This window comes from Streptomyces pyxinicus (assembly GCF_024753135.1).
Classification (GTDB): Bacteria; Actinomycetota; Actinomycetes; order Streptomycetales; family Streptomycetaceae; genus Streptomyces; species Streptomyces pyxinicus.
The window spans coordinates 131,941-157,118 of record NZ_JANUGP010000005.1; the positions used below are offsets into that span (position 1 = coordinate 131,941).

Annotated in this window: 23 protein-coding genes, 3 tRNA genes and 1 pseudogene; 11 read left to right on the forward strand and 16 right to left on the reverse strand. The window is 72.5% G+C overall.

The genetic code is table 11. The features are described from left to right. The first annotated feature begins 262 nt into the window (after positions 1–262). Together NX794_RS09055 and NX794_RS09060 are read left to right on the forward strand one after the other, a co-directional pair. Positions 263–478 carry a type II toxin-antitoxin system VapB family antitoxin gene (locus NX794_RS09055; protein WP_258777761.1) on the forward strand — a complete coding sequence of 72 codons (216 nt, stop codon included), beginning with the start codon at positions 263–265 and terminating at the stop codon, positions 476–478. Between the two features lie 14 nt (positions 479–492). After that, positions 493–648 (forward strand): annotated as a pseudogene (locus tag NX794_RS09060) (PIN domain-containing protein); the annotation flags it as partial. A gap of 60 nt (positions 649–708) precedes the next feature. Here NX794_RS09060 and NX794_RS09065 read toward each other — a convergent pair. The 3 genes from NX794_RS09065 to NX794_RS09075 all read right to left on the reverse strand — a co-directional run bounded on the left by NX794_RS09065 (position 709) and on the right by NX794_RS09075 (position 1,114). Next, positions 709–785 (reverse strand) — tRNA-Ile (locus NX794_RS09065). A gap of 177 nt (positions 786–962) precedes the next feature. Then, a tRNA-Asn gene (locus NX794_RS09070) sits at positions 963–1,035 on the reverse strand. A 6-nt stretch (positions 1,036–1,041) separates the two neighbouring features. Next, positions 1,042–1,114 (reverse strand) — tRNA-Asn (locus NX794_RS09075). A gap of 158 nt (positions 1,115–1,272) precedes the next feature. On the opposite strand from NX794_RS09075, the gene NX794_RS09080 reads away from it, so the two are divergent. The 4 genes from NX794_RS09080 to NX794_RS09095 all read left to right on the forward strand — a co-directional run bounded on the left by NX794_RS09080 (position 1,273) and on the right by NX794_RS09095 (position 6,977). After that, complete coding sequence (locus NX794_RS09080; protein ID WP_258777762.1) at positions 1,273–1,578, forward strand: YtxH domain-containing protein; 306 nt, start codon at positions 1,273–1,275, stop codon at positions 1,576–1,578. Positions 1,579–1,737: 159 nt separating this feature from the next. Then, positions 1,738–3,192 carry a xylulokinase gene (locus NX794_RS09085; RefSeq protein WP_258777763.1) on the forward strand — a complete coding sequence of 485 codons (1,455 nt, stop codon included), beginning with the start codon at positions 1,738–1,740 and terminating at the stop codon, positions 3,190–3,192. A gap of 123 nt (positions 3,193–3,315) precedes the next feature. Beyond that, positions 3,316–5,049 carry an ABC transporter ATP-binding protein gene (locus NX794_RS09090; RefSeq protein WP_258777764.1) on the forward strand — a complete coding sequence of 578 codons (1,734 nt, stop codon included), beginning with the start codon at positions 3,316–3,318 and terminating at the stop codon, positions 5,047–5,049. Then, complete coding sequence (locus tag NX794_RS09095) at positions 5,049–6,977, forward strand: ABC transporter ATP-binding protein (RefSeq protein ID WP_258777765.1); 1,929 nt, start codon at positions 5,049–5,051, stop codon at positions 6,975–6,977. The genes NX794_RS09090 and NX794_RS09095 overlap by 1 nt, the downstream gene beginning before the upstream one ends. A 62-nt stretch (positions 6,978–7,039) precedes the next feature. On the opposite strand, the gene NX794_RS09100 is transcribed toward NX794_RS09095, so the two are convergent. The 4 genes from NX794_RS09100 to NX794_RS09115 all read right to left on the reverse strand — a co-directional run bounded on the left by NX794_RS09100 (position 7,040) and on the right by NX794_RS09115 (position 12,957). After that, positions 7,040–8,275 carry an RNA polymerase sigma factor gene (locus NX794_RS09100; protein WP_258777766.1) on the reverse strand — a complete coding sequence of 412 codons (1,236 nt, stop codon included), beginning with the start codon at positions 8,273–8,275 and terminating at the stop codon, positions 7,040–7,042. 78 nt (positions 8,276–8,353) lie between these two features. Continuing rightward, positions 8,354–10,264, reverse strand: a complete 1,911-nt coding sequence (dnaG, locus tag NX794_RS09105) for a DNA primase (RefSeq protein ID WP_258777767.1) — start codon at positions 10,262–10,264, stop codon at positions 8,354–8,356. 41 nt (positions 10,265–10,305) lie between these two features. After that, entirely contained in the window at positions 10,306–11,577 is a 1,272-nt protein-coding gene (locus tag NX794_RS09110) for an NAD(P)/FAD-dependent oxidoreductase (RefSeq protein WP_258777768.1), read from the reverse strand. A gap of 105 nt (positions 11,578–11,682) precedes the next feature. Continuing rightward, the gene (locus tag NX794_RS09115; RefSeq protein WP_258777769.1) at positions 11,683–12,957 is read right to left on the reverse strand and encodes a deoxyguanosinetriphosphate triphosphohydrolase; all 1,275 of its coding nucleotides are present in this window, start codon (positions 12,955–12,957) and stop codon (positions 11,683–11,685) included. Between the two features lie 131 nt (positions 12,958–13,088). On the opposite strand from NX794_RS09115, the gene NX794_RS09120 reads away from it, so the two are divergent. Together NX794_RS09120 and NX794_RS09125 are read left to right on the forward strand one after the other, a co-directional pair. Then, complete coding sequence (locus NX794_RS09120; protein ID WP_258777770.1) at positions 13,089–13,766, forward strand: SanA/YdcF family protein; 678 nt, start codon at positions 13,089–13,091, stop codon at positions 13,764–13,766. 42 nt (positions 13,767–13,808) lie between these two features. Beyond that, the gene (locus NX794_RS09125; protein ID WP_258777771.1) at positions 13,809–14,654 is read left to right on the forward strand and encodes an arylamine N-acetyltransferase family protein; all 846 of its coding nucleotides are present in this window, start codon (positions 13,809–13,811) and stop codon (positions 14,652–14,654) included. Between the two features lie 12 nt (positions 14,655–14,666). Here the strand turns inward: NX794_RS09125 and NX794_RS09130 are convergent, their stop codons facing one another. Next, the gene (locus NX794_RS09130; RefSeq protein WP_258777772.1) at positions 14,667–15,107 is read right to left on the reverse strand and encodes a gamma-glutamylcyclotransferase family protein; all 441 of its coding nucleotides are present in this window, start codon (positions 15,105–15,107) and stop codon (positions 14,667–14,669) included. 255 nt (positions 15,108–15,362) lie between these two features. Here NX794_RS09130 and NX794_RS09135 point away from each other — a divergent pair, with 255 nt between their 5' ends. Next, entirely contained in the window at positions 15,363–15,881 is a 519-nt protein-coding gene (locus NX794_RS09135) for a hypothetical protein (protein ID WP_258777773.1), read from the forward strand. Positions 15,882–16,003: 122 nt separating this feature from the next. After that, the gene (locus NX794_RS09140) at positions 16,004–16,651 is read left to right on the forward strand and encodes a class F sortase (RefSeq protein WP_258777774.1); all 648 of its coding nucleotides are present in this window, start codon (positions 16,004–16,006) and stop codon (positions 16,649–16,651) included. 18 nt (positions 16,652–16,669) lie between these two features. On the opposite strand, the gene NX794_RS09145 is transcribed toward NX794_RS09140, so the two are convergent. From NX794_RS09145 to NX794_RS09160, 4 genes are read right to left on the reverse strand one after another with little or no spacing between them, the layout of a single operon-like run. Then, positions 16,670–17,452 (reverse strand): sulfite exporter TauE/SafE family protein, encoded by a 783-nt coding sequence (locus NX794_RS09145; protein WP_258777775.1) that lies wholly within the window; start codon positions 17,450–17,452, stop codon positions 16,670–16,672. Positions 17,453–17,466: 14 nt separating this feature from the next. Further along, the gene (locus NX794_RS09150; protein WP_258777776.1) at positions 17,467–18,300 is read right to left on the reverse strand and encodes a carbohydrate ABC transporter permease; all 834 of its coding nucleotides are present in this window, start codon (positions 18,298–18,300) and stop codon (positions 17,467–17,469) included. Then, positions 18,293–19,204, reverse strand: coding sequence for a carbohydrate ABC transporter permease (locus NX794_RS09155; RefSeq protein ID WP_258777777.1), 912 nt, complete (start codon positions 19,202–19,204; stop codon positions 18,293–18,295). Before NX794_RS09155 ends, NX794_RS09150 begins: the two co-directional genes overlap by 8 nt. Next, positions 19,201–20,472, reverse strand: coding sequence for an ABC transporter substrate-binding protein (locus NX794_RS09160; protein ID WP_258777778.1), 1,272 nt, complete (start codon positions 20,470–20,472; stop codon positions 19,201–19,203). Before NX794_RS09160 ends, NX794_RS09155 begins: the two co-directional genes overlap by 4 nt. Before the next feature lie 195 nt (positions 20,473–20,667). Between NX794_RS09160 and NX794_RS09165 the strand changes: the two genes are divergently transcribed. After that, entirely contained in the window at positions 20,668–21,222 is a 555-nt protein-coding gene (locus NX794_RS09165; protein WP_258777779.1) for a DUF4232 domain-containing protein, read from the forward strand. 58 nt (positions 21,223–21,280) lie between these two features. Here NX794_RS09165 and NX794_RS09170 read toward each other — a convergent pair whose 3' ends face one another. From NX794_RS09170 to NX794_RS09185, 4 genes are read right to left on the reverse strand one after another with little or no spacing between them, the layout of a single operon-like run. Continuing rightward, a complete protein-coding gene (locus NX794_RS09170; RefSeq protein WP_258777780.1) occupies positions 21,281–21,781 on the reverse strand; it encodes a winged helix-turn-helix transcriptional regulator in 501 nt (166 codons plus the stop codon). Positions 21,782–21,812: 31 nt separating this feature from the next. Beyond that, on the reverse strand, positions 21,813–22,640 hold the full coding sequence (locus NX794_RS09175; protein WP_258777781.1) for an alpha/beta fold hydrolase: 828 nt from the start codon (positions 22,638–22,640) through the stop codon (positions 21,813–21,815). A 20-nt stretch (positions 22,641–22,660) separates the two neighbouring features. Then, positions 22,661–24,181, reverse strand: coding sequence for a flavin-containing monooxygenase (locus NX794_RS09180; RefSeq protein ID WP_258777782.1), 1,521 nt, complete (start codon positions 24,179–24,181; stop codon positions 22,661–22,663). Positions 24,182–24,209: 28 nt separating this feature from the next. Beyond that, a complete protein-coding gene (locus NX794_RS09185) occupies positions 24,210–25,106 on the reverse strand; it encodes an alpha/beta fold hydrolase (RefSeq protein WP_258777783.1) in 897 nt (298 codons plus the stop codon). Between the last annotated feature and the right edge of the window lie 72 nt (positions 25,107–25,178).

Sequence of the window (25,178 nt, forward strand, 5' to 3'; positions counted from 1 at the left end):
GCCCTGGCGCCTGGGCGCCCTTCCCTTCCCCGTTCAAGCGCTCCCCCGTCTCGGCCGCACCCTCCCCGACCCCTCCCCCGGAGCAGGACGATCCGGCCTCCGCCGCCCTGCGTCCAGGCTACGGCGCGGGACTGACAGGTCGCCACCCTGTGTGGCGGCCGGATAACGGGAACCGGACGGAGGGGGGCCGGCCGCACGTCCCCCCTACATGATGACGAGAGTGCGCTGATATACGACATCACGCGCACGAGAGGAGGCCACCTTGCGTCGCACGGACATCGACCTCGACGACGAGGCGCTGGAAGCAGCAGCCGAAGAACGGGGTACCACCACCGAGCGGGACACGATCAATACCGCCCTGCGTGAAGTCACGGCCCGCTACCGGCGTCTGCGCGCCCTCGGAAGCGCCCGGCAGCAGGTGGCCGACGGAGCCCTGGACATCGACCTGCTCCTGGACAAGCGCCGGTACCGCCCGTGACCGTCACCGACTGCGTCGTCCAGGAGCAGCTGACCGCCAAGGGCGAACACCGCAGCGCCGACCCCGTCGACCTGCTTGTCGCCGCCGCCGAACAGGCCGGACTCACCCTGCTCCCCTACGACCGCGACGTCGAGACGATCGCCCGCGCGACGGGGCAGTGCCCCCGGTGAGAGCCGGAAACGTGACCCGGGCTCACCGCAGAGACGTTTCATCACGTGAAACCACATACCTGGTGGGGCGGGTGGGACTCGAACCCACGGCCGACGGATTATGAGTCCGCTGCTCTAACCGGCTGAGCTACCGCCCCGTAGCGGCGTGTCGCGTACATGTGTGCGCGTCGTCTGCCGCAGCATAGCCGCTCATACGATCTCCCGCTTCGGATGGGTCGGCTTCCGCGCTGCTCATGACCATGGGGACAGCACCGCGGGCGCGGCGGTTCCCGGGGACATGAAAAAGGACCCCCACGGGGTCCTCGTTCAGTGCGCTCCCCCGACTGGACTCGAACCAGTAACCTGCCGGTTAACAGCCGGCTGCTCTGCCAATTGAGCTACGGAGGACCGAAGCTCCCCCGACTGGACTCGAACCAGTAACCTGCCGGTTAACAGCCGGCTGCTCTGCCAATTGAGCTACGGAGGATTGCCTCGATTGCATCGAACGCACCTACCTGGGTATTCGCCAGGGGGCGGGCGCTCGCTGCGACACATACATTAGCGCAAGCAGGGGGGTGCTCCGCCAATCGGTATCCCCCGGCGCCGCAGGCGTACAGGCAGACCACGCAGAGGAAGGGTGGCCCCATGCGTTACCGGCTCACGTTCGTCGCCGGACTGGCCCTCGGTTACGTACTCGGCACGAGGGCCGGACGCGAGCGCTACGAGCAGCTGAAGAAGTCCGCTCAGCGGATCGCGGCGAACCCCGCCGTCCGCAACACCGCGGAGACCGCCGCCCAGCAGGGCCGGGTCTACGCGGGCAAGGCGCTCCACACGGTCAGCGACAAGGTCGGCGACCGAGTCCCGGCCTCCGTCGCCCAGCGGGTCCGCTCCCTGCGGGACCGCAGTGTCAACGGCACGGTCGAGGACGACTGGGGGACGAGCAACACCTAGTCGCGAGCAGAAGCGCGCTACGGCGGTCGATGGTCTCACCCGGTCTAACCAGGTCTCAGCAGGTCTGACCAGGTGAGGGCGCCGGCCGTCCGCGTGCGTACACCCCCTCTTCGGCGCCCCCGGCCGGAGCAGGTGCCGGGATGCGGCAAAATCTGCGGCATGGGGATAGTCGCCGGGCTGGACAGCTCACCGGATTTCACGCGCATCGTGGTCTGCGACACGGACACCGGTGCCGTACTCAGGCAGGGATACGCACCGCATCCGGTCGAGACGGCGCCGGACGGCGGGCGGCCCAGTGACGTCGACCCGCAGGCCTGGCTGCTCTCGCTCGGGGAGGCCGCCGGCGGCGGGCTGCTGGAGGGTGTGCAGGCCATCGGGGTGTCGGCGCAGCAGAACGCCGTGGTCCCGCTGGACGCGCAGGGCAACACCGTGCGCCCCGCGCTGGTCGGCGGCGACAAGCGGGCGCAGGTCGCGGCGGCCGATCTGGTCGACGCGCTCGGCGGCCGGGAGGCCTGGGCGCAGGCGGTCGGCAGTGTGCCGGGTGCCGCCCAGCCGGTGACCAAGCTGCGCTGGCTCGCCAAGAACGAACCCGAGAACGCGCTGCGTACGGCCGTACTGCTGCAGGCCCACGACTGGCTGGTGTGGCAGTTGCTCGGGCGTCCGGTGCGCCGGACCACCGACCGCGGCGGGGCCTCCGGCACCGGGTACTGGTCGGCCGCCACCGGTGGCTACCGGCCCGACCTGGTCGAGCTGGCCCTCGGGCACCAGGCGGTGCTGCCCGAGGTGATCGGTCCGGCGGACGCGGCCGGCACCACCCCGGAGGGGCTGCTGATCTCCGCCGGTACCGGGGAGACGATGGCCGCCGCGTTCGGGCTGGGGATCGGGCTCGGGGACGCGGTCGTATCGCTCGGGGCCTCCGGGTCTGTGATGGCCGTGCATCCCGAGGCGCTGGCCGACCAGTCCGGGATGATCACCTCCCTCGCCGACGCCACCGGTATGCACCTGCCGGTCGTCACCACCCTGAACGCCGTCCGGACCCTGCGCGGCACCGCCGAACTGCTCGGGCTGCCGGATCTGGAGAGCCTGTCCGACCTGGCGATGAAGTCGACGCCGGGCGCGCACGGGCTGGTGCTGCTCCCCTATCTGGAGGGCGAGCGCACGCCGAACCTGCCGCACACCGCCGGCACCCTCGCGGGGCTGCGGCGCGAGTCGATGAAGCCGGAGCACCTGGCGCGAGCCGCGTTCGAGGGCATGCTGTGCGGGCTCGCCGACGCGCTCGACGTGCTGCGCGGCCGGGGTGTGGACGTACGGCGGATCTTCCTGCTCGGGCCGGCCGCCGAACTGCCCGCCGTGCAGGCCGCCGCGCCCTCGCTGTTCGGCGCGCAGGTGGTCGTACCGCAGCCCGCGGACTACGCGGCGATCGGCGCGGCCCGGCAGGCCGCCTGGGCGCTCGGCGTCTCGCAGGGCACCCTCGACCCGCGCGATCCGCCGGCCTGGCAGGGCGCGGCGGCGCAGGTGCTGGAGCCGGGCGAGGAGCTGGCGGTCGGGCAGGCGGTGCGGCAGCAGTTCACGGCCGTGCGGGAGCAGACCCATCCCGGGGCCTTCCAGGTGTAGCCCGCGAGGGCCGGCGGCGGGCGTGGTGCTCTCGGGTTAATCGGTTGAGGTAACACGGGTGGAGTGTCGGACGATAGGTGCCTAGGGCACTCCGCCCTGACCGCCGACTCCGAGAGACGTAGCGTGCTCATACGACTTCTGCGGACCTATCTCAGGCCCTACAAGAAATCCATCACCCTGCTGGTGCTGCTCCAGCTCCTGCAGACCTGCGCCACCCTGTACCTGCCCACCCTGAACGCCGACATCATCGACAAGGGTGTCGTGAAGGGTGACACGGGTTACATCCTGTCCTTCGGTGCCCTGATGATCGGCATCTCGCTGGTGCAGGTCGTGTGCAACATCGGCGCCGTCTACTTCGGCGCCCGGACCGCCGCCGCGCTCGGCCGGGACGTGCGCGGCGCGGTCTTCGACCGGGTGCAGTCCTTCTCCGCCCGTGAGGTGGGCCACTTCGGAGCGCCGACCCTCATCACCCGTACGACCAACGACGTCCAGCAGGTCCAGACGCTGGCCCTGATGACGTTCACGCTGATGGTGTCGGCGCCGATCATGTGCGTCGGCGGCATCGTGCTCGCGCTCGGACTCGACGTCCCGCTGTCGGCGGTGCTGGTCGCGGTCGTCCCGGTGCTCGGCATCTGCGTGACGCTGATCGTGCGCCGGCTGCGCCCGCTGTTCCGGTCCATGCAGGTCCGCCTCGACACCGTGAACCGGGTGCTGCGCGAGCAGATCACCGGCAACCGGGTGATCCGCGCCTTCGTCCGCGACACCTACGAGCAGGGCCGGTTCGGGAAGGCCAACGCCGACCTGACCGAGATGCAGCTCGCCACCGGGCGGATGCTGGCGCTGATGTTCCCGATGGTGATGACGGTGGTGAACGTGTCGTCCATCGCGGTGGTGTGGTTCGGCGCGCACCGCATCGACAGCGGCGGCATGGCGATCGGCGACCTGACGGCGTTCCTCGCCTATCTGATGCAGATCGTCATGTCCGTGATGATGGCCACCTTCATGTTCATGATGGTGCCGCGCGCCGAGGTGTGCGCCGAGCGCATCCAGGAGGTGCTGGGCACCGACTCCAGCGTGGTGCCGCCGCTCGCGCCGGTCACCGAGCTGCGCCGGCACGGCACGCTGGAGATCCGGGGCGTGGGTTTCCGCTATCCGGGTGCCGAGGAGGCGGTACTGAAGAGCATCGAGCTGACGGCCCGGCCGGGCGAGACCACGGCCGTGATCGGCTCCACCGGCAGCGGCAAGTCCACGCTGCTCGGCCTGGTCCCCCGGCTGTTCGACGCCACCGAGGGCGAGCTGCTGGTCGACGGCGTGAACGTCCAGGAGATCGAGCCGGCGCTGCTGGCCCGCACGGTCGGCCTGGTCCCGCAGAAGCCGTACCTGTTCGCCGGCACCGTCGCCACCAACCTGCGCTACGGCAATCCGGACGCCACCGACGAGGAGCTGTGGCACGCGCTGGAGGTGGCGCAGGCCAAGGTCTTCGTGAGCGAGTTGGAGGGCGGGCTCGACGCGCCCGTCGCGCAGGGCGGCACCAACGTCTCCGGCGGCCAGCGCCAGCGGCTGGCGATCGCCCGCACGCTGGTGCAGCGCCCGGAGATCTACCTCTTCGACGACTCCTTCTCCGCGCTCGACTACGCCACGGACGCGGCGCTGCGCGCGGCGCTCACCGAGGAGACGGCGGAGGCGACCGTCGTGATCGTCGCCCAGCGGGTGGCGACCATCCGGGACGCCGACCGGATCATCGTGCTGGACGAGGGCCGGGTGGTCGGCGCCGGCCGGCACCACGAGCTGATGGCATCGAACGAGACCTACCGGGAGATCGTGCTCTCCCAGCTGACGGAAGCGGAGGCCGCCTGATGGCCGGTCCCATGGGACGCATGATGGCTGGCACCGGCCCCGACCAGCGCTCGATGGACTTCAAGAACTCGGGCAGGCGGCTCGTCGCCCGGTTCAAGCCCGAGCGGCTCACGATCTACGGCCTGCTGGGCTGCGTGGTCGTCAGCGTCGGCCTGAGCGTGGTCGGGCCGAAGATCCTCGGCAAGGCGACCGACCTGGTGTTCGCGGGGATCATCGGCCGGCAGCTGCCGGCCGGGAGCACCAAGGAGCAGGTGCTGCGCTCGATGCGTGAGCACGGCCGGGGGCAGATCGCCGACATGCTCCGGAGCACCGACTTCACGCCCGGCAAGGGCATCGACTTCGGTGCCGTCGGGAGCGTGCTGCTGCTGGCGCTCGGCACGTTCCTGGTCGCCGGGCTGCTGATGGCGGTGGCGACCCGGCTGACCAACCGGGCCGTGAACCGCACGATGTACCGGATGCGGGAGGACGTGCAGACGAAGCTGTCCCGGCTGCCGCTCTCCTACTTCGACAAGCGGCAGCGCGGTGAGGTGCTCTCCCGCGCCACCAACGACATCGACAACATCGGGCAGACGCTCCAGCAGTCGATGGGCCAGCTGATCAACTCGCTGCTGACCATCGTCGGCGTGCTGATCATGATGTTCTACGTCTCCTGGATCCTGGCGCTGGTCGCGCTGGTCACCGTGCCGCTGTCGTTCCTGGTCGCGACCCGGGTCGGCAAGCGGTCGCAGCCGCACTTCGTGCAGCAGTGGCGCACCACCGGCAAGCTCAACGCGCACATCGAGGAGATGTACACCGGGCACACCCTGGTGAAGGTGTTCGGGCGGCAGGAGGAGTCGGCCAGGCAGTTCGCCGAGCAGAACGAGGCGCTGTACGAGGCCGGGTTCAGGGCGCAGTTCAACAGCGGGGTGATGCAGCCGCTGATGATGTTCGTGTCCAACCTGAACTACGTGCTGGTGGCGGTCGTCGGCGGCCTCCGGGTCGCGTCGGGCGCGCTGTCCATCGGTGACGTGCAGGCCTTCATCCAGTACTCGCGGCAGTTCTCGATGCCGCTGACGCAGGTCGCGTCGATGGCCAACCTGGTGCAGTCCGGGGTCGCCTCGGCGGAGCGGGTCTTCGAACTGCTGGACGCGGAGGAGCAGGAGGCGGACCCGGTGCCGGGCGAGCGGCCGGCCGAGCTGCGCGGGCGGGTGTGCCTGGAGAAGGTGTCCTTCCGGTACGAGCCGGAGAAGCCGCTGATCGAGGACCTGTCGTTGACGGTGGAGCCGGGGCAGACGGTCGCCATCGTCGGCCCGACCGGCGCGGGCAAGACCACGCTGGTCAACCTGCTGATGCGGTTCTACGACGTGACGGGCGGCCGGATCACCCTCGACGGGGTGGACGTGCGGAGGATGTCCCGGGACGAACTGCGCGCCGGGATCGGCATGGTGCTCCAGGACACCTGGCTGTTCGGCGGCACCATCGCGGAGAACATCGCGTACGGCGCCGCGCGCGAGGTCACCCGGGGCGAGATCGAGGAGGCCGCGCGGGCCGCGCACGCCGACCGGTTCGTGCGGACGCTACCCGACGGTTACGACACCGTGATCGACGACGAGGGCACGGGGGTGAGCGCGGGTGAGAAGCAGCTCATCACCATCGCGCGGGCGTTCCTGTCCGACCCGGTGATCCTGGTGCTGGACGAGGCGACCAGCTCCGTGGACACCCGCACCGAGGTGCTGATCCAGAAGGCGATGGCCAAGCTGGCGTCCGGCCGTACGTCCTTCGTGATCGCGCACCGTCTGTCGACCATCCGGGACGCGGACACCATCCTCGTCATGGAGAACGGCTCGATCGTCGAACAGGGCGCCCACGCCGAGCTGCTGGCGGCGGACGGCGCGTACGCCCGCCTCTACAAGGCGCAGTTCGCGCAGGCGGTGGCGGAGGTGGACTAGGACCGGGCGGGGGCCGCCGGGCAGGCGGCCCCCGTTCGATCCGGCCGGTCCGTTCGGTCCGTTCAGTCCAGGTAGCCGCGCAGCTGGTCGGCGAAGGCGTGGTCGCGGAGTTTGCCGAGGGTCTTGGACTCGATCTGGCGTATGCGTTCGCGCGTGACGCCGAAGATGCGGCCGATCTCCTCCAGGGTGCGGGGCCGGCCGTCGGCGAGGCCGTAGCGGAGCTGGACGACCTTGCGTTCGCGTTCGCCGAGGGTGGACAGCACCGCGTCGAGGTGCTGGCGCAGCAGCAGGAACGCGGCCGACTCGACGGGGCTCGCGGCGTCGCCGTCCTCGATGAGGTCGCCGAGGGCGACGTCGTCCTCCTCGCCCACCGGCGCGTGCAGCGACACCGGTTCCTGGGCGAGCCGCAGCACCTCGCCGATCCGCTCGGGCGGCAGTTCCAGGTGGGCGGCGACCTCCTCGGGGGTCGGCTCGTAGCCGCGCTCCTGGAGCATGCGGCGCTGGACCCGGACCACCCGGTTGATCAGCTCCACGACGTGCACCGGGACGCGGATGGTGCGGGCCTGGTCGGCCAGCGCCCGGGACATGGCCTGGCGGATCCACCAGGTGGCGTACGTGGAGAACTTGTAGCCGCGCGCGTAGTCGAACTTCTCCACCGCGCGGATCAGCCCGAGGTTGCCCTCCTGCACCAGGTCGAGCATGGTCAGGCCGCGGCCGACGTACCGTTTGGCGACCGAGACCACCAGCCGCAGGTTCGCCTCGATGAGCCGGCGCTTGGCCATCCGGCCCATGACGACGATCCGGTCCAGGTCACCCGCCAACTGGCTGTCCAGGTCCGGGGTGTTGCCCAGCTTCTCCTCGGCGAACAGGCCGGCCTCGACCCGGCGGGCGAGTTCGACCTCCTCGGCGGCGGTGAGCAGCGGGATACGGCCGATCTCGCGCAGGTACTGCCGGAACAGGTCGGCCGAGGGGCCGCCGGACTCGGCACGGGCGGCGGCCGGCGCCTCGGGTTCCTCGACGGGTTCCGCCGGTTCCCCTGCCTCCGACTCCGGGTGCAGGGCGGCAGGTCCCTGCGGGGGCACGGCCATGAGGACGTCCGGCTCCGCGTCCGGCTCGTCCGGGCCGCCGGCGGCGGCGCCGGTGCTGCTGTCGGTCTGGGTGAGGGTCTGGAACTGCACGGGGGCGACCTCCAGGATGATCGCTGCGTGACGGCGGACGGCAGCGGTACGTCGGAAGCGGAGAGTCGACGGCCTGCGCTCCGAGGACTCGGGCACCGCCCCCAGTGTGGAGTACGACACATCCCCGCCACGAGGGGCGTGCGGTGACTTTTTGCGTCCGGTCCGTGACCGGCTGGTGACCGGCGTCCCGAGAGTCCCTCAGAGAGCGGACGGACCCTCGATCTGCAGCGCCCTGTCGTAGCGGGTGAGCACCATCAGCTCGTTCTGGACCGCGGCCGACTGGGCGGGGTCCGTGTGCCCGAGCCGGGTGAGCACGCCCTGGAGTTCGGTGAGCCGGCGGGCGACGGCCCGGCGCCGGACGGTCACCAACTGCTCACCGGCGTAGGTCTCGTCGACCGCGCGGCGCATGATGGCCTCGACCGCCAGCTCGGTCACCATGGCGCGCACGGCGTCGTCGGGTGCGGCCTCGCGGACCCGTACCAGGTACTCCTGCGGGTCCTGCACGCCGTACTCGGCGCCTCCCGCCTCCGCGACGGCCTGGCGTACCGCCGCGTACGGCGGCGCGGTGAACTCGTCCACGCCGTACGCGTCGAAGGCCGGGGAGACCAGCTCGGGGCGCTGCAGGGCGAGTTTGAGCAGCTCCCGCTCGGTGGCGTACACCGGGTTGCGCAGGGTGAGCGCCGGGCCGGAGACGGCCGGGCGGGGGGCCCCGGACCACTGCTGGTCGGTGCCGGTGCCGCGGGGGCGGTCCTGCTGGGGGCCCTTGCCGCCGCGGTCGCGGGCCCAGCGGGCCAGTTGGGCGACGCGGCGGACCACGAACTGGGTGTCGAGGATGCCGAGCATGCCGGCGAGTTCGACGGCGACCTCGTGCTGGGCGCCGCTGTTCTTGATGCGGGCGACGATGGGCGCGGCCTCGTCCAGGGCGGCGGCGCGGCCGGCCGGGGTGTCCAGGTCGTAGCGGGCGACGACCTGGCGCAGCGCGAACTCGAAGAGCGGGGTGCGGGGTTCGACCAGGTCGGCGACGGCCTCGTCGCCCTTGGCCAGGCGCAGTTCGCAGGGGTCCATGCCGTCGGGCGCGATGGCGATGTAGGTCTCGGCGGCGAACTTCTGGTCGTCCTCGAAGGCGCGCAGCGCGGCCTTCTGCCCGGCCGCGTCGCCGTCGAAGGTGAAGATCACGCGGGCCGAGCCGTTGTCCATGAGGAGGCGGCGCAGGATCTTGATGTGCTCGCCGCCGAAGGCCGTGCCGCAGGTGGCGATGGCGGTCGGGACACCGGCGAGGTGGCAGGCCATGACGTCGGTGTAGCCCTCGACCACGACCGCGCGGCTGGACTTGGCGATCTCCTTCTTGGCCAGGTCGATGCCGTACAGCACCTGGCTCTTCTTGTAGATCGGGGTGTCCGGGGTGTTCAGGTACTTGGGGCCGTTGTCCGACTCGTACAGCTTGCGGGCGCCGAAGCCGACGACCTCGCCGCCGATGTCCCGGATCGGCCACATCAGGCGGCCCCGGAACCGGTCGATGGGGCCCCGGCGGCCCTCCTGGGACAGCCCGGAGAGGACCAGCTCCTTGTCGGTGAAGCCCTTGCCGCGCAGGTAGCGGGTGAGGTGGTCCCAGCCCTGGGGGCTGTAGCCGACGCCGAAGTGGACGGCGGCGGCCTGGTCGAAGCCGCGCTCGGCGAGGAAGACCCGGCCGGTCTCGGCCTCGGGGCCGGTGGCGAGCTGTTCCGCGTACCACTGCGCGGCGACCTTGTGCGCCTCGACCAGCCGGATGCGCTCGCCGCGCTGGTGGGCCGGGTTGTAGCCGCCCTCCTCGTAGCGCAGCGTGATGCCGGCCTGGGCGGCGAGCCGCTCCACCGCCTCGGAGAAGGTGAGGTGGTCCACCTTCATCACGAAGGTGATGGTGTCGCCGCCCTCCTGGCAGCCGAAGCAGTGGAAGAGTCCCTTACCGGGGCTGACCTGGAAGGACGGCGACTTCTCGTCGTGGAAGGGGCAGAGGCCCTTGAGGTTGCCGCCGCCCGCGTTGCGCAGCTGGAGGTACTCGGAGACCACGGCGTCGATCGGGACCGCGTCCCGTACCGCCTTCACGTCCTCGTCGTTGATCCGTCCCGCCACGGGTGAATTCTACGGGGGCGCGAGGGCGGTCCCGGTGCCCGTCAGACTCCGGGGGCGAGGCTCGCCAGGGGGACGCGCGGGTCGGAGAGCGCCTCGACGTCGACCCGGGCCCGGGAACGCACGAGCCGCTGGATGTCCTCTGTGACATCCCACACGTTCACGTTCATGCCCGCCAGCACCCGGCCCTCCTTCACCCAGAAGGCGATGAACTCCCGCTTGCCGGCGTCGCCCCGGATCACCACCTCGTCGTACGTCCCGGGCGGCGCCCAGCCGCTGTACTCCATGCCGAGGTCGTACTGGTCGCTGAAGAAGTACGGGACGCGGTCGTGGGTGACGTCCTGGCCGAGCATGGCGCGGGCGGCGGCCGGGCCGCCGTTCAGGGCGTTCGCCCAGTGCTCGACCCGCACGCGGGTGCCGGAGCGGCCGAGCGGGAAGGACGCCACGTCGCCGGCGGCGAAGACGTGCGGGTCACCGGTGCGCAGGTGCCCGTCCACCGCGATGCCGCCGCCGTCCTCCGGGCCGGCCAGTTCCAGGCCGGCCGCCTCGGCGAGGGCGGTGCGGGGCGCCGCGCCGATGGCGGCCAGCACGTCGTGCGCCGGGTGCTCCTCGCCGTCGTCGGTGCGGACCGCGAGGACCATGCCGTCCTGGCCGATGATCTCGGTGAGCCGGACGCCGAAGTGGAAGCGGACGCCGTGCTCGCGGTGCAGCTCGGCGAAGACGTTGCCCAGCTCGGGGCCGAGGACGCCGTGCAGCGGGGTCGGCGCCGGTTCGATCACCGTGACCTCCGCGCCGTACTCGCGGGCCGCCGCCGCGACCTCCAGGCCGATCCAGCCGGCGCCCGCGATCACGAGGTGGCCGTTGTCCCGGCCGAGGGAGGCGAGGACGCCCTTGAGCCGCTCGGCGTGCGCGAGCCGGCGCAGGTGGTGGACGCCGGCCAGGCCGGTGCCGGGGACGTCCAGGCGGCGCGGCTCGGCGCCGGTGCACAGCAGCAGCTTGTCGTAGCGGACCTGGGTGCCGTCGTCGCCGAAGCGGACGGTCCTCGCGGCGCGGTCGACGCGGTCGACGGTCTGGCCGAGGTGCAGCTCGATGTCGTTGCGCGCGTACCAGGCGGGCTCGTGCACGAAGACGCTGTCGCGTTCCTCCTTGCCGAGCAGGAAGCCCTTGGACAGCGGGGGCCGCTCGTAGGGGTGGTCGCGTTCGTCGCAGATCAGTATCACCCGCCCGGTGAAGCCCTCCGCGCGGAGCGTCTCGGCCGCCTTCGCGCCGGCGAGGCCGCCTCCGACGATGACGAATGTCTGGTCCGCGTCGACCACTTGATGCCTCCTCTTGAGGGTGCCGCCACATGCGAGCGTCCCGCACCGGGCGGGCCGCGGGGAAGAGGGGGTGACCCGATCAGGCCACCCTCGGTCACTTTCCTCTCACATATGCCCCGTCAGGCGCGCGTGCAGCGAGCGCGCGGAGGCGTCGGTGAGGGAGGCGATCTGGTCGACGATCACCCGCTTGCGCGCGTGGTCGTCCGGCGCCTTGTCGAACAGCGCCCGGAACTGCGGGTCCAGGCCGTCGGGCGCGCGGGCGGTGAGCGCCTCGGCCAGTTCGGCGACGACGATCCGCTGGTCGGCCCGCAGCCGCTCCTGCTCGGCCCGCTGCATCACGTACCGGTCGGCGACCGCCTTGAGCACCGCGCACTCCAGGCGCGCCTCGCGGGGTACGACGAGTTCGGCGCCGTACCGAGTGAGCCGGCCGGCGCCGTGCGCGGCCCGGGTGGCGCCCTCGGCGGCCAGGCAGAACCGGCCGATGAGCTGGCTGGTGGCGTCCTTGAGGCGGGCCTGCGCGACCGCCGTGCCGTCGTAGCCGTGCGGCCACCACTCCTGGTCCTGGAGCCGGTCGAGGGCGGCGGCCAGCTCGGCGGGGTCGGTGTCCGCCGGCACGTACCGCCCGACGGCGACCTCGAAGACCGCCTGCCGTTCGGGCTCGGCGTGCAGGCAGTTGGGGTCGATGTGGCCGGCGTGCAGGCCGTCCTCGACGTCGTGCACCGAGTAGGCCACGTCGTCGGACCAGTCCATGACCTGGGCCTCGAAGCAGGTGCGGGTGCCCGGCGCCTCGGCCCGGACCCAGTCGAACACCGGCCGGTCGTCGTCGTACACGCCGAACTTCCGGGAGGCCGGGTCGGTGGGGTGGAAGCCGCGCGGCCAGGGGTACTTGGTGGCCGCGTCGAGGGCGGCGCGGGTGAGGTTGAGCCCCACGGAGCCCTCGGGGGTGAACCGCTTGGGCTCGATGCGGGTGAGGAGCCGCAGCGACTGGGCGTTGCCCTCGAAGCCGCCGCAGTCGTCGGCGAACTCGTCCAGCGCGCGTTCGCCGTTGTGCCCGAAGGGCGGGTGGCCCAGGTCGTGGGCGAGGCAGGCGGCCTCGACCAGGTCCGGGTCGCAGCCGAGCGCCGCGCCCAGCTCCCGGCCGACCTGCGCGCACTCCAGGGAGTGGGTGAGCCGGGTGCGGGGGCTGGCGTCCCAGACCTGGCTGTGCGTGCCCGGCGTGACGACCTGGGTCTTGCCGGCGAGGCGGCGCAGGGCGCCCGAGTGCAGGATGCGGGCGCGGTCGCGCTGGAAGGCGGTGCGGCCCGGCCGTTTGTCGGGCTCGGGGGCCCAGCGCTCCAGGGCGGCGGTGTCGTACGCGGTGGGGGGTGCGGTGCCTTCCATGCCTCGACAGTATGCGGCGGGAGTGACACCGGGGGGCGGCGGGGGCACGTGCGGGGCGCGGAGTCGCGAAACCGGACCCGGCCGCCGCTCGTCCTCCCTGACGGAGCCGAGTCGTCCGAACCGGGGGGCCCATGAAGATCCGTCGACCGAGGTGGCCGCGCACACGTGCCGGGCAGCGGCGGCTGGTGCAAGGCGTGATGGCCGCGTGTGTGCTGGCGCTGCTGCCGGTGACCTGGTTGTTCGTGTCGACGGGTGACCGGCTGCGGAGCACGGCGGACGTGCCGCGCGCGCAGGTCGCCGTGGTGTTCGGGGCGGGGCTGTGGCGGGGCGAGCCGTCGCCGTACCTCGCGCACCGGCTGGACGCGGCGGCCGAGCTGTACCGGGCGGGGCGGATCGAGGTCGTGCTCGTGACCGGGGACAACAGCCGGAAGGACTACGACGAGCCGGACGCGATGCGCGCCTATCTCACTCGGCACGGGGTGCCGGACGGCCGGATCGTCAGTGATTACGCCGGTTTCGACACCTGGGACTCCTGCGTACGGGCCCGGAAGATCTTCGGGGTGGACCGGGCCGTACTGATCAGCCAGGGCTTCCACATCCGGCGGGCGGTGGCCCTGTGCGAGGCGGCGGGGGTCGAGTCGTACGGCGTCGGGGTCGCCGCGAAGCACGACGTGACCTGGTACTACGGCGGCACGCGCGAGGTGTTCGCGGCGGGCAAGGCGCTGCTGGACGCGGTGTTCCGGCCGGATCCGCGGTTCCTGGGCCCGAAGGAGCCGGGGGTGGGGCGGGCGCTGGCGGCGGGGCGGTGAGACGAGGCCGCGCGGCCGGGGGCGGCGGCGTAGATTCGGGGCATGTCCGAGCTGGAGAAGTCCGATCCGGAGAAGTTCGACCTCGACGCCTATCTGGGCCGCGTCGGCTGGGACGGGCCCCGGCGGGCCGGTCCCGAGACGCTGCGGGGTGTGCATCTGGCGCACGCCCTGGCCCTGCCGTTCGAGAACCTGGACGCGCTGTCCGGGCGGGCCCCCTCGCTCGACCCGGCCGACCTGATGGCCAAGATGGTGCACGGCCGGCGCGGCGGCTACTGCTACGAGCACAACCTCCTGCTGTGGCGGGCGTTGGAGGCGCTCGGCTTCCGGGTGTCCGCGCTGGCGGCCCGGGTGGTGCTGGGGGCGGAGGTGCCGGAGAGCCGGCCGCGGACGCACGCGATGCTGCGGGTGGAGGTGCCGGGCGAGCCGCTGCCGTATCTGGCGGACGTCGGCTTCGGGGCGGCCGGCGCGCTGCTGGCGCCGGTACCCCTCGTGCTCGGCGCGGAGTTCGAGGGCGGCGGGCGGCGGCACCGGTTCGCGGTGCTTCCGCACGAGGGGCCGTCGCCGCTGTGGGCGTTGCAGGCGTACGACCGGCGGGCCCGGGACTGGGTGAGCCAGTACGCGTTCACGCGGGAGCCGTTCGCGGCCGTGGACTTCGAGGTGTTCAACTGGCACGTCGGCACCAACCCGCGCTCGCCCTTCACCGCCCGCGCCTACCTCCAGCGGACCCGACCCGATCGCCACCTCGCTCTGGACGGGAGCAAGTTGACCGAGATCCGTGTCAATGGTTCCGTCACCGAGCGGGAGTTGACGGACGAGGCGGAGGTACGGCGCCTGGTCGAGGCGGAGTTCGGGATCGAGGTGCCCGAGGGGCTCACCCTGCTGCGCTGAGTCAGCGGCGGGTCAGCGGCGGGCCGGCCAGTCGCCGCCCGCGATCCGCGTGCCGGTCTCCCGCAGCCGGGCGGCGACGCGCGGGGCGGCCAGGTACACCCAGGCGCGGACGGCGGTGCCGTCGGCGCGGACGACGTCCAGGGCGACGCGTACGTAGAGGTTGCGCGGGTCGCCCGGCACGTACTCCTCCAGCCGGTCCAGGGCGACGAGCAGGCCGGCGTACTCCTCGGGCCGGGCGGTGACCAGTTCGCCGCGGGTCTCGGCGCCGGGCCGCGCGACGGCGTACGGGTAGCCGGGGCCGTCGTACAGCTCGGCGTCCGGGAGGCGGCCCGGTTCCTCCGCCGCGGTACGGCCGCGCAGGTAGAGGTCGTGGTTGGCCTGGCCGGGGCGGAGGGTGCCGTAGACGAAGAACGGCAGCGGCCCGGGGATCTCGGCGGCGGTCTCGGCGGTCACGTCTGCCATGGTGCGTGCTGACGCCCTGTCACCCGTTCACCCCTCCCCCCGCTCCATTCGTGTTCTTTTCATACTTCCCCTTCTCGCTTCCCCTCTCACCCCCGCTGACCTGCCCGGACTCCGCACCGCCTAGCCCGTGTGGGGGTCCCGGCCGCCACCCGTTCACCGCAGTCCCGGCCCGCGCTCGGCAAGCGGGCGGCGCCGGGAGCCACTTATCTCGGTAGGGCACGAGTCGGACAAGCTCTGGGGAGCATCATGCGAGGCTTCGCCCGCCTGCTGACCGGTACGGCGCTCGCCGTGGCCGCCGCGGCACCCGCCCACGCCGCCGGCACCGGCCGCCTGGACGTGTACCCCGCCACCGTGATCCCCGGGGCCCAGGTCACCGTGAACACCGCCGCGTGCGGTGGGCAGGGCTCCGCGACCGGGGACGCGGGCGCGGTCGGCGCCGGGGTGTTCACGCTGGCGCCCAGCGCGCACGAGGGCGAGGCGATCGGCCAGTTCAAGGTGCCGCCGAGCGCGCAGCCGGGGACGTACGAGATCGTCGCCCAGTGCGCCGAGGGCGACAAGCAGGTGAAGGGCGACCTGATGGTGGCGTTGAGCGCGGTGCAGCAGGCGCAGCGGCAGGTGCAGCCGCGCGGCAGTGTGAAGACGGGGGTCGGCGGCGCACTCGGCACCGACCCCGTGCAGACCGCGGCGGGTGTGACGGCGCTGGCCGTCGCCGCCGCGGGCGGTACCTGGCTCCTGCATCGCCGGGCGAGAGGCGACGGGATCTGACGGACACCCTCCGCTGTCCGTCCGCCGGTACCGCACGTCCCTCCCCCTCCGGGTCCGATGCCCCTCGCGGCCCGGAGGGGGCGGGGGCCTTCGGGGGCTCCGTCCCCGGGAGAGGGGTTGGTATGCGCAGGAAGACCAGGCGCGGGAGGTGTGCCCGGCTCGGCGACACCGCCATAGCCGCGGTCACCGTCGTCGCCCTCGGCTCCGCGGTGTGGCTGCTCGGCGGGGGCCCGGTCACGCACCGGCCACCGCAGCCGGCGGCCGTCGAGGGCCGGCTCGATCCGGGCGGCCGGGGCCGCGCGGCACCCGCGCTGGCCCCCTCCGCGCCGACCCGCGTCCGCATCCCGGCGATCCGCGTGAACGCCCCGCTGATGGGCCTGGCCCTCACCCGCTCGGGCAGCCTGGACGTGCCGCCCGCCGCGGACAAGAACCTCGCCGGCTGGTACCGGGCCGGCACCATCCCCGGCGAGACCGGCACCGCGATCATCGCCGGGCACGTCGACAACACCGACGGTCCCGCCGTCTTCTACGACCTCGGCGCCCTCAAGCGCGGCGCCCGGATCGAGGTGGACCGGCAGGACGGCTCGGTGGCGGTGTTCACGGTGGACGCGGTGGAGGTCTACTCGGCCCGCGCCTTCCCCGACGACAAGGTCTACGGCGCCGCCCCCCGCCCCGAACTCCGGGTCATCACCTGCGGCGGCGGCTATTCGCGGACCACCGGCTACCAGGGCAACGTGGTCGTCTTCGCGCACCTGACCGGCGGCCGCTGACCCCGCCCGCCCCCGGGCTCACGCCAGCCACTGCGCGTACGCCAGGTTCGCCACCAGCGCGAACACCACGGTCAGCAGCACCACCCGGACGAACCCGGTGCCCTTCTTCAGCGCCGTACGGGCGCCCATCATGCCGCCCGCCAGGTTGAACACCGCCATCAGCAGCGCCAGTCGCCACAGCACCGTGCCCTGCCAGGCGAAGGTGGCGAGGGCGCCCGCGTTGGTGCAGCAGTTGACGATCTTCGCGGTGGCGGAGGCGGTGACCAGGTCGAGGTGGAGCACGGCGGTGAGCGCGAGGACCAGGAAGGTGCCGGTGCCGGGGCCGATGAAGCCGTCGTAGCAGCCGATGCCGAGACCCGCCAGGCCGATGGCGGCCAGGATCCGGCGCGGGCTCGCCGGGCCCGGCGCCGGGGCGGTGCCGAAGGCCGGGCGCAGGATCACGAAGGCCGCGACCGCGAGCAGCACCACCATGATCACCGGCTTGAGGACGTCGGTGCTCATCCCGGCCGCGAAGAACGCCCCGGTCGAGGAACCCGCGAGGGCGGCGAGGCCGATGCGTACGGCGGTGCGGACGTCCACGGGCGCCTTGCGGGCGTAGGTCACCGCGGCGCCCGAGGTGCCGACGATGGAGACGGCCTTGTTGGTGCCGAGCGCGCACGCGGCCGGCGTGCCGGACGGCAGCCCGAGCAGCAGGGCGGGCAGGAGCAGCAGCCCTCCCCCGCCCACCACCGCGTCGATCCAGCCGGCCGCGAGCGCGGCGAGGCACAGCAGGGCGAGGACGGCGAGGGATACGTCAGGCATGATCGCGACCCTAGTCAGTCGATGCCCGAGCGCTCCACGCCGGCCACGATCCACCGCTGGAAGCACAGGAACACCAGCAGCAGGGGCAGGATCGACACGGCGGCGGCGACGAACAGTTCGTGCAGCCGGATCACCTGCGAGGTCGTGAAGGAGGACAGCGCCACCTGCACCGTCCAGGCGTTCCGGTCCTGTCCGATCACCAGCGGCCACAGGAAGGAGTTCCAGGCGCCGAGGAACACGATCGTGCCGACGGCCGCGAACACCGGGCGCGCGTTGGGCACGACCACCAGCCAGTACGTCCGCCAGTGGCCGAGTCCGTCGACCCGCGCCGCGTCCTCCAGCTCCCGGGGGAAGCCGAGGAAGTACTGCCGGAAGACGAAGCAGGCGAACGCCGAGAACAGGGTCGGCACGATCAGTCCGCGCAGGGTGGAGATCCAGCCCAGCGAGGACACCAGCACGAAGCTGGGCACGAAGGTGACGGCGGCCGGGACCAGCAGGGTGCCGAGGACGCCGTAGAAGACCTTGGTCGCGTGCCGGTACGGGATGCGGGCGAGGCCGTAGCCCGCGAGGGAGGCGAGCAGCAGGGTGCCGAGCGTGGTGGCGACGGCGATCAGCGCGGAGTTGAGCAGGGAGCGGGCGAACGGCACGGACGGGTCGGCGAACAGCTCCCGCACGTTGCCCCACCTCAGTTCGCGTGGGACGAACGTCCAGTCGGGCGAGGTGATGTCCTGCTCGGTGGCCAGGCCGTTGCGCACCAGCAGGTAGAAGGGGATCAGGAAGAGCAGGGCGAGCGCGACCAGCAGCACCAGCCGCAGCGCCCGCCCGGCCCGCACCAGGGCGTCATCCATCGGCGTCCGTCCTTCCCAGCCGCAGCCAGCGCGCCTGCCCGACCGTGACGAGCGCGACGACCAGCGCGAGGATCACCGCGCCCGCGCTGCCCAGTCCGAGGTTCTGCCCCTGTCCGAGGGCGGTGTAGTAGAGGTAGACGAGCGGCGGCCGTGCGTACGGCGGATAACCCCGGGCGTCGGAGAGCAGGTTGTAGAACTCGTCGAAGGCCTGGAAGGCGTTGACCACGAGGAGGAGCAGCACCGCGACCGAGGTGGCGCGCAGTTGGGGCAGGGTGATGTGGCGCAGCACCGTCCAGCCGGGCCGGGCCCCGTCGACGGCCGCCGCCTCGTAGAGCACCGGGTCGATGCGCTGGAGCCCGGCGAGGAACAGGATCATGTAGAACCCGGCCTGGAGCCACAGCCGTACGGTCACGATGACGAGCCAGTACCAGGGCGGGTCGGTGGTGGACAGCCAGGCCACCGGCTCGGCGCCGAACCAGCCGAGCACGGTGTTGGCGAGGCCGAACCGCACCCCGTTGAAGAGCGACATCTTCCAGACCATCGCCGCGACGACGTAACTGCACGCGGCGGGCAGGAAGAAGACGGACCGGAAGAACGCGCGGGCCCGGCCGACGCGGTTGACCATCAGGGCGAGCGCGAGGGAACAGACGTACGTGACGGGGACGATGAAGGCGGTGAAGACGAGGAAGGTCCGCAGGCTGGAGAGGAACGCGTCGTCCCTCAGCATCGCCGTGTAGTTGTCGAGGCCGACGAAGTGCGTGGGGGTGACGGTGTTGTGCGCGTCGAAGAAGCTCAGGCCCACGCTCCACAGCAACGGGACGTAGGTGAAGAGCGCGAGCCCGGCGGCGAAGGGCCCGACGAACACCCAGAACCAGAGGGCGTCGCTCCCGCGCCCGCGCCTCACGGCTTCTTCTTCGTGTTCTTCTGAGAGTTCTTCTTCACGCGGTCGAGTTCGGCGGTCACCTTCCGTACGACGGACCGCAGTTCGTTCTCCGGGCTCGCGCCGTCCTTGATGATCCGGCTGAGGGCGTCCTGGTAGGCGGTCTGGCTCGCCGGGGTCCACAGCAGCGGCTGGGCGGTGTGGCCGTGGTCGGTGGTGAAGCGCACCGCGTCGGCGGCGGCACCGGACGTGAGCTTGCCGGCCTTCCGGGCGAGGGAGATGCGGGCGGGGATGTGGAAGCCGTAGGAGAGCGCGAAGTCCTCCTGGTAGTCGGTCCGTTCGACCCAGAGCCACTTCACGAAGTCCTCGGCGTCCGCGCGCCGCTCGCTACGGGCGCTGACGGCGGCCCCGTACGCGCCGACGGGCACGGCGGGCCGGCCGTGGGCACCGTCCTTCGGGAAGGGCAGCACCCCGAAGTCGTCGCCGAGTTCCTTCCGCACCTGCGGCAGCGCCCACAGCCCGGACCACTGCATCGCGGTGAGCCCCTGGAGGAAGGCGGACGGGTCCGACCAGTCGGCGGGGGCGCCGAGCAGCAGGGACTTGTCGGCGTAGAGCCGGTGCAGCTTGCCGAGGGTGCGGGCGGCGGCGGGGTCGTCGAAGCCGACCTCGCCGTCCTGCGTGATGATCTCAAGTCCGGCCGCGTACAGAGGGGTTCCGCCGAGTACGCCGGCGCCGCCGTCGTTGCCGAGGAACAGTCCCTTGGTCTTCTTGCCGGTGAGCTGCCGTGCGGCGTCGACCAGGGCGTCCAGGGTGGTGGGCGGCCGCACTCCCGCGTCGGCGAGCAGGCTCTTGCGGTAGTAGAGGAACTGCGTGTCGATGACCTGCGGGATGCCCCAGACCTTCCCGTCGTACGTCTTCGGCTGGAGCACGGCCGGGTTGAAGTCGTCCTGCACACCGTCCAGCAGGTGGGTCAGGTCGGCGACCTGGCCGCCCTGGATCTGGTCGAGCGTGGGGCCGCCCTCGAAGACGTCGGGGCCGGAGTCGGTGAGCAGCGCGGCGGCGGTCTGCTGGTCGTAGTTGCCGGGCCGCCACTGCACCTCGACGCGGGCCTTGCGGTAGGCGCGGGCGTACCGCTGGACGGCCTGCTCGGTGCCGGTCTCGCCGTACTGGTGGTACCACTGCGACAACTCGGGCTCCGAACCCCCGCTCCCCCGGCCGGTGTTGGACCCGCAGGCGGTGAGGAGTCCGGTCCCCGCGCCCGCCGCCAGCAGTGCCCTGCGGCTGATGGTCATCGTTGTGCCCCCTGACGTCGGTCATCGATGCACGGCCCAACGATCAACCTTGCGCGCGGATTACGAAAGGCGTGTTTCGGCGGTGTGTCGGCCCCGGGGAGACCCCGGCGAAAAAATCACCCAACTTTTCGGGCGGGCGGCGCATCCAACACAGTGACCGCATCCACCGATTCACCCGATGGAGATGGATACACCATGCTTTCTCGTCCGAACGCTCCCAGGATTCTCGGCACGACCCCCCGGCGCGGCGCGGTCGCGGCCCTGACCGCGTCCCTCGTGGGCCTGACCGCCGCCGGCGCGGCCTGGGCCGCTTCCCCGGCGTCGGCGCACGCGGCGTCGGCGGGCGCGCGCACCTGTGCGGCGAGCGATCTGTACCTGTCCATGGGCCACAAGGAGGGCGCGGCCGGTTCGCTGTACTGGTCGATCGACTTCACCAACACCAGCACCACCAAGTGCGCCGTGCGCGGCTACCCGGGCGTCAGCGTCGTGGACACCGCCCACCACCAGATCGGCGCCGCGGCCAAGCACAGCGGCAGCTCCTACGGCACGGTCACCCTGGCCCCGGGCCACTCGGCGTCCTCCGTCGTCCGCACCACCAACGGCCCGGTCGGCGGCCCCTGCCTGAGCACCGGCGCCTACCTCCGCGTCTACGCCCCGGCGTCCCACACCGCGGTGCTGGTGCCGGCGTCCTGGAAGACCTGCTCGGGGCTGTTCCAGGTGGGACCGGTCAACACGGACGGCTCGATCTGACGGGTCGGGTACAGCGGGCGGCGCCCATGGCGGGCGCCGCCTCCCGCCGACGCGCCGGTCAGGAGTCCGCGAAGCGTTCCCGGGCTCGGGGCAGGGCGGCGCGTTCGCTCGGGTAGCCGGGTCCGAACCGGGGCCGGACGTCGGCGGGCCGCAGCGGTTCGCCGCAGGAGTCGCAGACCACATCGGCGTGCGTGTGGTGGCCGCACGGCCGGTGCTCGAACAGCACCGGGGGCCCGGCCTCGTCGGCGAGCCAGCGGTCCCCCCACGCCACCATGGCCATGAGCACGCCGAAGAAATCGCGGCCCTTCTCGGTCAGGACGTACTCGTGGCGCAGCGGCTGGTCCTGGTACGGCCGCTTGGCCATGATGTCGAGTTCGACCAGCCGGCGCAGCCGCTCGGTGAGGGTCGCGCGGGCGATGCCCAGCTCGCTCTGGAAGTCCTCGAAGCGCCGGGTCCCGTAGAACGCCTCGCGCAGCACGAGGGGGGTCCACCAGTCGCCCAGCAGATCGGTGGTCCGGGCGACCGAGCAGGGCCAGCTTTCGAAGGACGTCCGTCGCATTCCGCCAGCTTATAGCGCGGGCCGGGAGGGCTCAGGGGTGCTGGTCGGCCTCCGTGAGGAAGTCCCGCAGGCTCCGGGAGACCGCTCCGGGCTGTTCGAGGGTCGGGGTGTGGCCCGCCCCCGCGATGACCTCCAGCCGGGCTCCGCCGATCCGGGCGGCGATCCGCTCCGCGTCGGCCGGGGGTGTGGAGACGTCCTCGGCACCGACCAGCACGAGGGTCGGTGCCGTGATGCCGTGCAGCTCGTCCGCCACCGGCGGGTGGTCGGCGACGGCTCGCGCGGCGCGGGCGACACCGGTGCGGCTGCCCTGCCGTACGCGCCGCTCCCATTCCGCGAGCACCGGCCCGCTGCCCGGTGAGTCCAGGAAGGTGGCGCCGAAGGCCAGGGCCGCGGCCCGCCGCCGTACCGGCCGCAGGCCGACGAGCCGGTGCACCACGGCGAGCTGCCGGAACTGCCGGGCCCGCCGCGGCCGCAGGCCGTCCGCCGTGGTGGCGAGGAGCGACAGGGACCGCACGCGGTCCGGGTGGCGGGCGGCGAGCCGCATCCCGACGAAGCCGCCCATGGACAGGCCGGCGTAGTGCACGGGCCCGGTACCGAGGGCGTCCAGCAGGTTCAGGACGTCCAGGGTGAGGGTGTCCATGTCGTAGCCGTCCCGGGCGGCCGGGCTGACGCCCTGGCCGCGCCAGTCGAGGCAGAGGCACCGGTAGCGGTCGCGCAGCGCGGTGACCTGCGGCCGGAACATCCAGCCGCCGAACAGCAGGCCGTGGCCGAAGAGCACCGTGGGCGCGTCCGGGCGGTGCGGGGGCGCGCCGGTGTCGGTGTAGGCGAGGGTCGCGCCGCCGGAGCGCAGCTGGGGCATGGGAATCCTCGGGTGGTCGGTCAGGGAGTGACGGGGGCGGGGGTGAGGGTGGGCGCTCGGTAGGCCGGGGGGTCGAAGGTGCCGTTGCGGTGGCGGAACTCGTCGGCGAAGTCCGGCCAGATCAGCGTGAGCCGGCCGCTGCGGGGGTCGAGGTACCAGCTCTCGCAGCCCCGCGAGTGCCAGACGGTGTCCGCGCCGCGCCGGGCCAGCTCACCGGTGTACCGCCGCTGGGCGGCCGGGGTGACCTCGACGTCGTGGTCGCCGTGGGCGCGGCTCCAGTCGAGGGCGCCGAGTACGTAGGTGACCTGGGCCTCGATGACGTGGACGATCGAGTTGTGTCCGAGGCCGGTGTTCGGGCCGTTGACGAGGAAGAGGTTCGGGAAGCCCGCGACCGTGGTGGACGCGTAGGCCTCCATGCCCTGCGCCCAGTGCTCGGCGAGGGAGGTGCCGGCGCCGTCGTGGACGAGGTGGGCGTAGGGCGGCTCGGCGGTCTCGAACCCGGTGCACAGGACGACGACGTCCACGGCGTGCCGGGCGCCCGACGCGGCGACGGCCGTACCCGGTTCGAGTTGGGCGAGTGCCGAGGGTTCGAGGCGGACGTGGTCGCGGGTGAGCGCGGGGTAGTACGTGTCGGAGATCAGGACCCGCTTGCACCCCAGCTCGTAGTCGGGGGTGAGCGCGGCCCGCAGCTCCGGGTCGGCGACCTGCCGCTCCAGGTGGGCGCGGGCGGCGGCCTTGGCCTCGGCGAGCTGGTGAGGGGCGGCACGGCGGGCCGCGTAGCCCGCTTCGAGGTACCAGAAGATCTCCGCGCGGTGCGCCGGTACGGCCTCGGGGTCGCGCCGGAAGACCCGCTTCTCGGTGTCGGTGTAGGCGCGGTCCGGGCGCGGGACGACGTAGGGCGCGCTGCGCTGGAAGACCACGACCTCGGCGGCGGCCTCGGCCACCTCGGGGACGATCTGCACGGCGCTGGCCCCGGAGCCGACGACCGCGACGCGCTTGCCGGCGAGCGGGGTGCCGTGGTCCCAGCGGGCGGAGTGGAACACCGGGCCGTCGAAGCCGGCCAGGCCGGGGATGTCCGGGAGGCTGTGGTCGCTGAGGTGCCCGGTCCCGGTGACCAGGAACCGGCCGGTGAAGACGCCGCGCGCGGTGGTGACGACCCAGTGGCGCGTGACGGTGTCCCAGCGGGCCTGGGTGACCTCGGCGCCGAAGCGGATGTGCGGCAGCAGTCCCTCGTCCCGGGCGGTGTCGCGCAGGTAGCGGTGGATCTCCGGACCGCGGGCGAAGAGCCGGGACCAGTCGGGGTTCGGGCGGAAGGAGAAGGAGTACAGGTGGGAGGGGACGTCGCAGGCGGCACCGGGGTAGGTGTTGTCCCGCCAGGTGCCGCCGACGTCGTCGGCCCGTTCCAGGACGACGAAGGAGTGCGTGCCCCGGCGCTTGAGCCGGGCGGCGGTGCCGAGGCCGGCGAAGCCGGTCCCGATGACGAGCACGTCGGCGTGCTCGGGCGGGGGCAGGTGGGTGAGCGTGTCGCTGGTGGGGTTCACAGGGATCTCCATGCTGTCCGGGCGGCGGTCAGACGCGGGCTTCGGGGATGAGCGAGCCGGCCGGGTGGCGGTCCGGGTCGGCGTTGAACCGGTCGATGATCTGGACGAGTTGGGCCGGGCGTTCGAAGACCACCGCGTGGCCCGAGGAGATCTCCGTGTAGCGGGCGTCCGGGATCGCGCCGAACAGCGCCTTGCTGTGCCGGACGGGCACCATCTGGTCGTGCGCGCAGCCGATCACCAGCGTGGTGGCGCGGACCCGCCCCAGCAGGTCCGTGATGTCGATCGACTCGTTCAGGGCCATCTGGAGGTCCAGGAACTCGTCCAGCGTCCCGTGCTGGAGCAGCGGCGCGAGCTGTTCGAGGGTGGCCTGCGCCAGGAAGGGGCCGCCGAGCGCGCAGAAGGCCATGTACGAGGGCAGGGCGGCGGAGTTCTCGGTGCGCAGCCGCCGCCAGACGCCGTTGCGCAGCTTCTGCTGGGTGTCGGTGCGGGCCCAGCCCGCGACCGTCACGAGGCGGTCGGCCAGGTCGGGCCGGTGCGCGGCCACCGCCGTGGCCACGACGGCTCCGAGCGAGTAGCCGACGAGCGTGACGGACCGGCCGGGCAGGACGGCTTCGCAGGCCGCGACGACCTGCCGTTCCAGGTGGCCGAGGGTGAGCCGGTCGGACGGCGGTTCCGGCCGGGCGAAGTCGAGCGCGACCACCCGCTGCCGGGAGGCCAGCAGCGGGAGCAGGAAGCCGTAGTCGCGCTCGATGCTCCCGCCGGTCCCGTGGACGAGGACGATCGGCGGACGCGCGGTCCCGTCCTCGGCCGCTTCGTCCCGGGGGCCGGAGTCGACGTACCGGACGGACACGCCGTCGACGTCCACGACTCCCTCGACGTGGTGGGGGCCCTCGACGGACGCTTCCCGGACCGTGCTGGTGGCCATGGCTCTCCCTTGGCTCGGATGGCTCGGATGGTGACGACTGGGGAGGGAGTTCGCAGGTGATTCCGCTGAGTG